Source organism: Comamonas sp. B-9 (genome assembly GCF_000410635.1).
GTDB lineage: Bacteria > Pseudomonadota > Gammaproteobacteria > Burkholderiales > Burkholderiaceae_C > Comamonas.
In genome coordinates, this window is the sequence record NZ_APCR01000176.1 from 1 (window position 1) to 10,713 (window position 10,713).

Below are 10,713 nucleotides of genomic sequence, written 5' to 3' on the forward strand. Positions count from 1 at the left end.
GGGGCGCGGGGCAGCTGCGGGGGCATTGGGGGCGGGCGCCGGGCTGGCAGCAGGCGTGTGCGGGCGCGTGCCTTGCACGATGGTGACATTGGCGCCTTCAACCACGGCGCAGCCCTTTTGCCGCGCCTTGGCCACATCGTTGGTGTATTCATTGCCACAGCGATAAATGCGATCCTGCGCCACCGCGCCTTGCGCACATGCCACTGCCACCATCAAAAACAACAACTTTGTATGCATAACCCCGTTTCGCCCGTTCACTCCACTTTGCCCGTATGTCCGTGACAGCCCGTTAGCGGCTTTGCACGATGGCCCCTCTCTGCAACCCGCAGTGTAGCTACAAAGGAGGCCGATCATGCCGAACAGTTCCTGCTGTTACAGATTCACCCCTGTCCGGGCATGCCCCCTGCCCCGAGAGCACGCATAAAAAAAGGCCTGCCACCTTCGCAGGTCGGCAGGCCGTTTTGCCCAAAGGGCCAGGCCACAAGGGCCTGGCCAGCAGGGGCTTACAGCGAGTAGTACATGTCGTATTCGACAGGGTGCACGGCTTGGCGGAAGCGGGTCACTTCGCCCATCTTCAGCTCGATGTAGGAGTCCAGCATGCTGTCGCTGAACACGCCGCCCTTGGTCAGGAACGCGCGGTCGGCATCCAGTGCTTCCAAGGCCTGGTCCAGGCTGTGGCACACGGTAGGCACCAGCTTGTCTTCCTCTGGAGGCAGATGGTACAGATCCTTGGTGGCAGCTTCACCCGGATGGATCTTGTTTTCCACGCCGTCCAGACCGGCCATCAACAGCGCTGCGAAGCCCAGGTAGGGGTTCATCAGGGGATCGGGGAAACGTGCTTCCACGCGGCGGCCCTTGGGGTTGCTCACGTAAGGAATACGAATCGATGCCGAGCGGTTCTTGGCCGAGTAAGCCAGCTTCACAGGCGCTTCGAAACCAGGAACCAGGCGCTTGTAGCTGTTGGTGCCAGGATTGGTGATGGCGTTCAGTGCACGGGCGTGCTTGATGATGCCGCCGATGTAGTACAGCGCGAAATCGGACAGACCGGCATAGCCGTCACCGGCGAACAGGTTCTTGCCGTCTTTCCACACGGACTGGTGCACGTGCATGCCCGAGCCGTTGTCGCCCGAGTATGGCTTAGGCATGAAGGTCGCGGTCTTGCCGTAGGTGTCTGCCACGTTCCAGATCACGTACTTTTGCACCTGGGTCCAGTCCGCACGTTCCACCAGGGTGGAGAAACGGGTGCCCAGTTCGTTCTGGCCAGCGCCCGCCACTTCGTGGTGGAACACTTCAACCGGGATGCCCAGCGATTCGAGCAGCAGGGACATTTCAGCGCGCATGTCCTGGGTGCTGTCAACAGGAGGCACGGGGAAGTAGCCGCCCTTGACGCGTGGACGGTGGCCACGGTTGCCGTTATCGAACTTGGCGCCGCTGTTCCAGGGTGCTTCGTACTCTTCGATGTCGAAGAAAGGGTTGTTGGGTTCGGTGCTCCAACGCACGCCGTCGAAGATGAAGAATTCTGGCTCTGGACCGAAGTAGGCGGTGTCGCCCAGGCCCGATGCCTTCAGGTAGGCTTCTGCGCGCTTGGCCACCGAACGTGGATCGCGGTCATAGGCCTTGCCATCACCGGGCTCGATCACGTCGCACTGCAGGAACATCGTGGTTTCGTCAAAGAACGGATCGATGTTGGCGGTGTTGGGATCGGGCATCAGCAGCATGTCGGATGCTTCGATACCCTTCCAGCCAGCGATGGAGGAGCCATCAAACGCGTGGCCCGAGGTGAACTTGTCTTCGTCAAAGTGCGAGATAGGCACCGTGACGTGCTGTTCCTTGCCACGGGTGTCGGTAAAACGCAGATCAACGAACTTGACCTCGTTCTCGTCCAACATGCTCATCACATCTGCAACGCTCTTGGCCATCTAATGCTCCAAAGAAAATCGTGAATAAAAAGGGCTGTGCCAAGACTAAAGCAGTTTACGTGCCAGTTTTGTGACATGCCCATGCCGACCAGAAAATGCGGGCCCGCCAGAACGCGATCGCAGCCGGACTGTGCCCAATGCCAGACTGTACCGCGCTTTTGGCCTGGGCCTCCGAGGGGCGACGAGGATTTTGCATCCCACCGCCCAGATCCGTGCAGACCAGGGCCTGCATTGCCGAGCAAGCACCAAGATGGTGCAAAACTAACAGCACTTTATGCGGATGGCGCACATGCACCAAAATAGTTATTTATGCACCACATTGGTGCGTAGGCGGCTGAGGCACTGGCCGAGCCCATTGGCACATGCCCTGCTCCGCGCCCTTCCCTCTTTGAAGAGGTTCTTACTTGGGCTCCGTGCCATCGGCCAGCAAGCCGGCATCGGATGTATCGGCCACGAGCGGCTCCGCCACCGGCGGCTGCGGCTGCGCGCCCAGGTCGCCATTCTCGATCCGCAGCTGCTGCAGCGCGGCCAGGCAGAAGTGGATGAACCACAGCGAGGAAAACGCAAAGGTGATGGCATAGATCCACACGGCAATGGGTATCAGCACGACAAAGCCAATGGTGAACACCATGCCCGAGGCCCAGACAACGCTGGGCGCAATGCCGATATAGCCCGAGATGATGCCCATCAGCAAGAGCGGCCAGCGGTGGCGCTGCAGCAGCGTGTCGCGCTCAGCCTTGCTGGCATGCTCGGCAAGGGCATCCACACTCATCACGCGGTAGGTCAGCCAGCCCCAGATGACGGGCGGCACAATCAGCACCAAAGGCGGGATCAGCCACAGCGGCATGGTGACGACAAAGGCCACAATGGCCACCGCCGAGGTGCTCAAGGCCCAGAGCACGCTGGTGACCAGACCCATGCCCTGCTTCTTCTCCAGCCGGGCAAAGCGCTGCTCGGTCACCATGTTGACCAGGGCCGGCGTCATCAAAAGCGCAATCACCAGCAGCGCGACCACCGCTGCCACCGGCGTGATCAGGATCAGCACCACAAAGGGCGCAATGCCGGCCGCAAAACCTTCGGTGCCACTGCTGCCAAACCAGCTGAATACCGTGCGCAGCCAGCCAATCGTCTCCACCCAGTGCTGCATCGTCGCCACGGCGCCCGACCAGTAAAAATAGCTCCAGCCACCCAAGGCCACCAGCATCACCACCAGTGGCAGCACCGACAGCAGCAAGACCCGGGGCCGGAAACAATAGGCGGCGGCACGCCAGAAGGCATCAAACATCAGGCGGGAGCCCGCAGACGCGAGGGGCATGGGGTGAACTCCTTGTGTATCTGGGCGGGTGGCCAGGCTGGCGGGCCGCTCAGTGATTCGGTATCAAGCGGGTGTGCCGCACCTAGGCGCGGCCCAAAAGGCGCAGTACCCCACGCCATTGCTGGCTCCAAAAGCCGCGCCCGTAATCGCGCAGCTGCCCTTGCCGGTTGGGCTGCACCTGGTCACGGATGCCGGTGGGGTCATAGCGTAGCTCAAAGTTGGCGGTGCCAAAAAGCATATCCCACCATGGCAGCAGCACACCAAAATTGCAGCCCCCCAAGCGGGTGCGCGGGGCAGCCTCGCCGGCTTTCACAGCGGTGTTGGGCGCGGCATTGTTGGCAGGCGACTCATGGCCGATGCCGATCGCATGGTGACGGCGGTGAAAACGCGGGCTGATCCACAGCCGCTCACCCAGGCGGCCAAACCACAGGCGCAGATTGGCATGCTGCAGGCTTTCGCTCAGCTGGGTGATCGCGACAATCGCCACAAACTGGCTGGGTGCGACACCGATCAACACGGCGACAAACACCAGAATACTGTCATGCACCAGGTCATCGAGCAGGTGGTTGCGGTTGTCGCTCCACATCGTCATCTGTTGCTGCGAATGGTGCAAGGCATGCAGGCGCCACCACCAGACAAACTGGTGCTGGCCCCGGTGGATCCAGTAGGCGACAAAGTCGAACACCACCAGGTAGATCAACAGGCTGACCCAGCCCAGGTCGGTCACGCCAGGCCAGAGCGCGTCCAGGTGCCAGGTCTCAAAGCCGCGCACGCGCAGCGCGCCCACCACCATGTCCCACAGCGGATCGATGGTAAAGAACAAGGCCAGGCGGAACAGGCCCAGGCGATGGATAAAGGTGTAGAGCATGTCCACACGGATCGCATGCCGGTCGGTCACGGCCTCGACCGGCCGCCAGCGCTGCAAGGGCGCAATCACCAGCACCATGACGAGGATCTGCAGGCAGCCTACGAGGAACCAGCCCGCTGCCGTGTAGCCATCTTCCAGATAGCTGGCCAGGCCGAGGTTGAACAGCAGCGGCTGCAGCAACTGCTCAAACAGCCACTGCTGTGCGTTGTCAAAAAGCGTGCTGAGAAATTCCATGGCAAACCATTAGTTCAAACCGGGCCGCAAGCCCTGCAGCCGCCAGTGTGCGCTACGACAAGCGCTCTCAGCCACCATGCTGACGAATCCAATCTTGGTACTGCGGGTGCTCACGCAAGGTGGCAAAACAAAATCCCTTGGCCTGCAAGCCTTCAATCAAGGGCTGCAGCACGGCGGGTGCCCAGGGGTCCTTGCGGTCCCAGATGCCCAGGTGGGCCAGCAAGATATCGCCGGGGCGGATGTCGCGCAGCGCCTTGTCCAGCAACTGCTGGTTGGGGTACTTGTCGCTGGGCAATTCATCGCCCAGAAAGCCCGCTGGCGACCAGCCCACATGGGCATAGCCGCAGCGCCTGGCCGCCGCAATCAGGCTGGGCGAGGTCTTGCCGCCGGGCGCGCGGAACAGCGGCAAAGGCTTGACGCCGGTGATCTTGGCCAAGCGGTCTTCAGATTGCTGGATCTGCGCGCAGTACTGTGCGGCCGACCATTCAAAACGCTGCCCGGCCTGCGGGCCTTGCGAAGGCTGCACCTTGAAGCGGGGCGCAGCACCTGCCGGCACTTTGATGTCGCCACGCCAGTAGGTATGGTCCCAGGTGTGCGAGGCAAAGACATGGCCTTCTGCAGCACGCGCGCGCCACCAAGGGGCCCAGTGGTCACCCAGGCTGCCATCGCCCTCCTTGGTGCGCTCATTGGCGGCAAAGAAGGTCACCTTCACCTGCGTCTTGCGCAAGACGTCGGCGATCTGGTTGGCCACGCCCATGTGGCCGGTGTCCAAGGTCAGATAGACAGGCTTGCTGCAGCTGCCTGCCGCAGTGGCTGCAGCGGCAGGCGCTGGAGCAGCAGGCTGGGCAAAGGCAGCTGCGCTGCCCCAACTTGCGGCCAGAAGCCAGAAAAATGTGCTGCGCATGGCGTGGAGATCCCCTCTGCTACTGACTCAACAATGCACGGGCCATGCACTAGCGCGGTGCGTGGTCCAGCACCCAGATGCCATGCGGCGACTTGCCCACCTTCACCTGGTTGACCACCTTGCGCTCGACCGTATCGATCACGCTCATCTTGCCCGCCCAGCGCGAGCTGAGGTAGATATAGCGGCCATCCGGGCTCACATCCATGCAGTCAGGGCCGCTGGGGCCGGGATAGCGGTCAACGACCGTCTGGCTCAGCATGTCGAGCTTGCTGATGGTATTGGCCACCCGGTTGCTGACAAAAAGATGGCGGCCATCGCCGGTCGCGCGGAAGGCGTGTGCACCCTTGTCGGTCTTGATGGTCTTGACCAGCTGGGGCTCTGCGCCGCTCACATCAAACACCTGCACGCCGTCGCTGCCGGTCAGTGCGACAAAAACGAATTTGTCGTCCGGGCTGCCATACAAGTCAGCGGGCATCTGCCCCGTCTTGGTGCGCCATTTCAGGGTCTGGGTGGCGATGTCGATCGCGACCAGCTCATCGCTGTCCTGCATGGTCGAGTAGATCGTCCGGCTCTTACTGTCGATCCACAGGTGGCTGGGCGTCTTGCCGGTGGCAATGCGCTTGACCAGCTTGGGCTCTTGCCCATCCCAGCGGTAGATGTCGATGTGGTTGAGGCGGTTGGCTGCCGTCACAAACCACTTCATGTCGGGCGAAAAACGCAGATGGTAGGGGTCGGAGATGCCCTGAATCACGCGCTGCACCTCGGCCGTCTTGGGATCGACAAAGGTCAGCGAGTCACCGGTCGCATTGGCCACAATCACCGACTTGCTGTCCGGCGTCAGGTACAGGTGGTGGGGCTCCTTGCCCGTAGGAATGCGCTTGACCTCTTTCCAGGTCGTAGGGTCAATCACGCTGATGCTGGCATCCAGCGAATTGAGCACCAAAATGGGGTTGGCAGCATGCACCGCAGTGGCGGCAAAGGCCATCACCGCAAGCAGAGAACGGGCAAAAACGAAAGGCTTCACAAGCGATTCCTACTAGTAACGCAGCGAGTGTAGCCGCCCGCGATAAATTGCAGCACGACGCAGGGACGATTGGCGATGTAAATAATCGTTGAACTTGCGCCAAAGCTACAGCAGGCCCAAAACCATCAGGGCTTGAGCAGTGCCAGCTCGTCGGCCTTCAACCAGCGCCACTCGCCCGGCTTGAGCTCATCGCTCAGCACCAGGCCACCAATCTGCGCCCGGTGCAGGCCCTCCACCCGGTTACCGACCGCTGCCAGCATGCGCTTGACCTGGTGGTATTTGCCTTCGGTCAAGGTCAGATCCAGCGTGTTGTCACCCGTCTTCACGCAGGCCGCAGCCTTCACTGGCTTGGGGTCGTCATCCAGCACCACACCGGCCAACAGACGCTCGACCTGCTGCTCGGTCACCGCATGCTTGGCCGTCACCTGGTAGCGCTTGGGCACATGCTTCTTGGGCGAGCTCATGCGGTGGATGAACTGGCCGTCGTCGCTCAGCAGCAGCATGCCAGTCGTGTCCTGGTCCAGGCGGCCGACGGCCTGCAAACCCTGGATGGCGTTCTTGTTGGGGCGCGTGCGCAGCGGCACCGGCAGCAGGCTGTAGATGCTGGGATAGGCCGAAGGCTTTTGCGAGCACTCGGTGCCGGCTGGCTTGTTCAGCAGCACATAGCCCAGCGCATGGTATTCCCACTCCACGCCCTGCACCTTGAAGCGCAGGCCCTCGGGCTCTATGTCGGCGGTCGAATCCGTCTCCGCAACCCATTCGTTCGCCTGTGCATCCCACAACTGCACCCAGCCTTGTTGCACCAGGCCCGAGCACACGCGGCGCACACCAAAACCCTGCGAATACAACATATCCTGCAACTGCATCCCAACCCCTTCACGCCAGCCACAGACCGCTGCTGCAGCGAGATAAAAAGAAAAACCCCTCTACTCGGTAGAGCAGAGGGGTTGATCAGTATAAAAGCCTGACGATGACCTACTTTCACACGGGAATCCGCACTATCATCGGCGCGAAGTCGTTTCACTGTCCTGTTCGGGATGGGAAGGAGTGGTACCAACTTGCTATGGTCATCAGGCATAACTTTTTGCTCCTTGGCGGCTTTGCGCTGATCGGTAGATCAGGGCATTGCTGCTTTTGAAGCGAATTCATAGAGTCGGCATCAAGCTTTTGGGGCTTGGTGCTATCAGCGTTTAATTTGATTGCGCCGACCTGAGCCAGTGATTGTAACACGCTGTGGTGCCCATCATGGTCTGATCTCAAGTCTTTGGCATAACTGCAGTTGCAGTGTTCTTTGCATTGGGCCCCATCTAAGGGCGAGGCCAATCAAAGTTATAGGGTCAAGCCGCACGAGCAATTAGTATTGGTTAGCTTAACGCATTGCTGCGCTTCCACACCCAACCTATCAACGTCCTGGTCTAGAACGACTCTTCAGGGGGGTCAAGCCCCCGGCAGATCTCATCTTGGAACGAGTTTCCCGCTTAGATGCTTTCAGCGGTTATCTCTTCCACACATAGCTACTCGGCAATGCCACTGGCGTGACAACCGATACACCAGAGGTGTGTCCACTCCGGTCCTCTCGTACTAGGAGCAGGCTTCCTCAAATCTGCAGCGCCCACGGAAGATAGGGACCAAACTGTCTCACGACGTTTTAAAGCCAGCTCACGTACCTCTTTAAATGGCGAACAGCCATACCCTTGGGACCGACTACAGCCCCAGGATGAGATGAGCCGACATCGAGGTGCCAAACACCGCCGTCGATATGAACTCTTGGGCGGTATCAGCCTGTTATCCCCAGAGTACCTTTTATCCGTTGAGCGATGGCCCTTCCATACAGAACCACCGGATCACTATGTCCTGCTTTCGCATCTGCTCGACTTGTCAGTCTCGCAGTTAAGCACGCTTATGCCATTGCACTATCGTCACGATGTCCGACCGTAACTAGCGTACCTTCGAACTCCTCCGTTACGCTTTGGGAGGAGACCGCCCCAGTCAAACTGCCTACCATGCACTGTCCCCGATCCAGATAATGGACCAAGGTTAGAACCTCAAACACACCAGGGTGGTATTTCAACGTTGGCTCCATGAGAACTAGCATCCTCACTTCAAAGCCTCCCACCTATCCTACACAGATCTGTTCAAAGTCCAATACAAAGCTACAGTAAAGGTTCATGGGGTCTTTCCGTCTTTCCGCGGGGAGATGGCATCATCACAAACATTTCAACTTCGCTGACTCTCAGGAGGAGACAGTGTGGCCATCGTTACGCCATTCGTGCAGGTCGGAACTTACCCGACAAGGAATTTCGCTACCTTAGGACCGTTATAGTTACGGCCGCCGTTTACTGGGACTTCAATCAAGAGCTTGCACCCCATCATTTAATCTTCCAGCACCGGGCAGGCGTCACACCCTATACGTCCACTTTCGTGTTTGCAGAGTGCTGTGTTTTTATTAAACAGTCGCAGCCACCTATTCTTTGCAACCCCGTTTAGCTCCATTTGTACAACTTCACTTACTGAGGGCACACCTTCTCCCGAAGTTACGGTGTCAATTTGCCGAGTTCCTTCTCCTGAGTTCTCTCAAGCGCCTTAGAATACTCATCTCGCGCACCAGTGTCGGTTTGCGGTACGGTCGTGTGTAGCTGAAGCTTAGTGGCTTTTCCTGGAAGCTGGGTATCACTCACTTCGTCTGCAAGCAGACCCGTTATCACCCCTCATCTTAGCCCGGCGGATTTGCCTACCGAGCACGACTACAGGCTTGAACCAACATATCCAACAGTTGGCTGAGCTAACCTTCTTCGTCCCCACATCGCACTACACATCGGTACGGGAATATTGACCCGTTTCCCATCAGTTACGCATCTCTGCCTCACCTTAGGGGCCGACTTACTCTACGCCGATGAACGTTGCGTAGAAAACCTTGCGCTTACGGCGAGCGGGCTTTTCACCCGCTTTAACGCTACTCATGTCAGCATTCGCACTTCTGATCCCGCCAGCATCCGTTACCAGACACCTTCACAGGCTTAGAGAACGCTCTCCTACCACGCACAGTAAAATTGTGCATCCGCAGCTTCGGTAACTGGCTTAGCCCCGTTACATCTTCCGCGCAGGACGACTCGATCAGTGAGCTATTACGCTTTCTTTAAATGATGGCTGCTTCTAAGCCAACATCCTGACTGTTTTAGCCTTCCCACTTCGTTTCCCACTTAGCCCGTTTTAGGGACCTTAGCTGGCGGTCTGGGTTGTTTCCCTCTTGAGTCCGGACGTTAGCACCCGGTGCTCTGTCTCCCAAGCTGTACTCTGCGGTATTCGGAGTTTGCATAGGTTTGGTAAGTCGCCATGACCCCCTAGCCTAAACAGTGCTCTACCCCCGCAGGTAATACTTGAGGCACTACCTAAATAGTTTTCGGAGAGAACCAGCTATTTCCAAGTTTGTTTAGCCTTTCACCCCTATCCACAGCTCATCCCCTAGTTTTGCAACACTAGTGGGTTCGGACCTCCAGTACCTGTTACGGCACCTTCATCCTGGCCATGGATAGATCACTTGGTTTCGGGTCTACACCCAGCGACTTGTCGCCCTATTCGGACTCGATTTCTCTACGCCTTCCCTATTCGGTTAAGCTTGCCACTGAATGTAAGTCGCTGACCCATTATACAAAAGGTACGCCGTCACCCCTAAGGGCTCCGACTTTTTGTAAGCATGCGGTTTCAGGATCTATTTCACTCCCCTCCCGGGGTTCTTTTCGCCTTTCCCTCACGGTACTTGTTCACTATCGGTCGATGATGAGTATTTAGCCTTGGAGGATGGTCCCCCCATATTCAGACAGGGTTTCTCGTGCCCCGCCCTACTTGTCTGCAGCCTAGTACCACCAATGCGTTTTCACATACGGGGCTATCACCCACTATGGCCGGACTTTCCATTCCGTTTTGTTAACACACTGACTATCACTGCAAGGCTCTTCCGAATTCGCTCGCCACTACTATCGGAATCTCGGTTGATGTCTTTTCCTCTGGGTACTTAGATGTTTCAGTTCTCCAGGTTCGCTTCACTGCGCTATGTATTCACGCAGTGATACCTATTGCTAGGTGGGTTCCCCCATTCAGAAATCTCCGGATCAAAGTTTATTTGCCAACTCCCCGAAGCTTATCGCAGGCTATCACGTCTTTCGTCGCCTATCATCGCCAAGGCATCCACCACATGCTCTTAGTCACTTGACCCTATAACTTTGACATCTATCTCTAGATCTCATCGCAAAAGAAGCAAGCAACTGCTTTGCGAGGTCTCTCACCTCGCGCGTTATGCCGTAATGTGAATATCTTTGCTGTAAACCTGGTCGCCCAGATTCACATTCTTGAAGAATATTCGTCATTACTGAATAAAAATTGCTTCCGCAAAGTTTCATTCGTTTTGACGCAATCAAATTGTTGCTGGTGGCACGGTCTGCACTAAACCTT

The 10,713-nt window shown here is 58.0% G+C and carries 7 protein-coding genes, 2 rRNA genes and 1 pseudogene; all 10 read right to left on the reverse strand.

Annotated features, from left to right (window positions below):
- Window positions 1-237 (reverse strand): annotated as a pseudogene (locus H928_RS0101575) (hypothetical protein); the annotation flags it as partial.
- A 266-nt stretch (window positions 238-503) separates the two neighbouring features.
- Entirely contained in the window at window positions 504-1,919 is a 1,416-nt protein-coding gene (gene glnA / locus H928_RS0101580; protein WP_021024916.1) for a type I glutamate--ammonia ligase, read from the reverse strand.
- A gap of 400 nt (window positions 1,920-2,319) precedes the next feature.
- Window positions 2,320-3,234: an EI24 domain-containing protein gene (locus H928_RS25695; protein ID WP_148293002.1), complete on the reverse strand. Its 915-nt coding sequence runs from the start codon at window positions 3,232-3,234 to the stop codon at window positions 2,320-2,322.
- A gap of 82 nt (window positions 3,235-3,316) precedes the next feature.
- Window positions 3,317-4,336, reverse strand: coding sequence for a sterol desaturase family protein (locus H928_RS0101590; RefSeq protein ID WP_021024918.1), 1,020 nt, complete (start codon window positions 4,334-4,336; stop codon window positions 3,317-3,319).
- Window positions 4,337-4,403: 67 nt separating this feature from the next.
- Window positions 4,404-5,240, reverse strand: coding sequence for a polysaccharide deacetylase family protein (locus tag H928_RS0101595; protein WP_021024919.1), 837 nt, complete (start codon window positions 5,238-5,240; stop codon window positions 4,404-4,406).
- 49 nt (window positions 5,241-5,289) lie between these two features.
- Complete coding sequence (locus H928_RS0101600) at window positions 5,290-6,225, reverse strand: beta-propeller fold lactonase family protein (RefSeq protein ID WP_021024920.1); 936 nt, start codon at window positions 6,223-6,225, stop codon at window positions 5,290-5,292.
- Between the two features lie 164 nt (window positions 6,226-6,389).
- Window positions 6,390-7,130, reverse strand: a complete 741-nt coding sequence (locus tag H928_RS0101605; RefSeq protein WP_021024921.1) for a 16S rRNA pseudouridine(516) synthase — start codon at window positions 7,128-7,130, stop codon at window positions 6,390-6,392.
- A gap of 96 nt (window positions 7,131-7,226) precedes the next feature.
- A 5S ribosomal RNA gene (gene rrf / locus H928_RS0101610) occupies window positions 7,227-7,339 on the reverse strand.
- 258 nt (window positions 7,340-7,597) lie between these two features.
- Window positions 7,598-10,476: ribosomal RNA gene (locus H928_RS0101615) — 23S ribosomal RNA — on the reverse strand.
- Window positions 10,467-10,713, reverse strand: a 247-nt coding sequence (locus H928_RS32790) for a hypothetical protein (RefSeq protein ID WP_204366275.1), incomplete at its 5' end; no start/stop codon positions are given. The genes H928_RS0101615 and H928_RS32790, both read right to left, overlap by 10 nt.

What these genes read in the sequence shown, in the direction of transcription:
- glnA (WP_021024916.1), bottom strand. Translation starts at nt 1,919, where the DNA reads ATGGCCAAGAGCGTTGCAGATGTGATGAGCATGTTGGACGAGAACGAG.
- H928_RS25695 (WP_148293002.1), bottom strand. Translation starts at nt 3,234, where the DNA reads ATGCCCCTCGCGTCTGCGGGCTCCCGCCTGATGTTTGATGCCTTCTGG.
- H928_RS0101590 (WP_021024918.1), bottom strand. Translation starts at nt 4,336, where the DNA reads ATGGAATTTCTCAGCACGCTTTTTGACAACGCACAGCAGTGGCTGTTT.
- H928_RS0101595 (WP_021024919.1), bottom strand. Translation starts at nt 5,240, where the DNA reads ATGCGCAGCACATTTTTCTGGCTTCTGGCCGCAAGTTGGGGCAGCGCA.
- H928_RS0101600 (WP_021024920.1), bottom strand. Translation starts at nt 6,225, where the DNA reads ATGGCCTTTGCCGCCACTGCGGTGCATGCTGCCAACCCCATTTTGGTG.
- H928_RS0101605 (WP_021024921.1), bottom strand. Translation starts at nt 7,130, where the DNA reads ATGCAGTTGCAGGATATGTTGTATTCGCAGGGTTTTGGTGTGCGCCGC.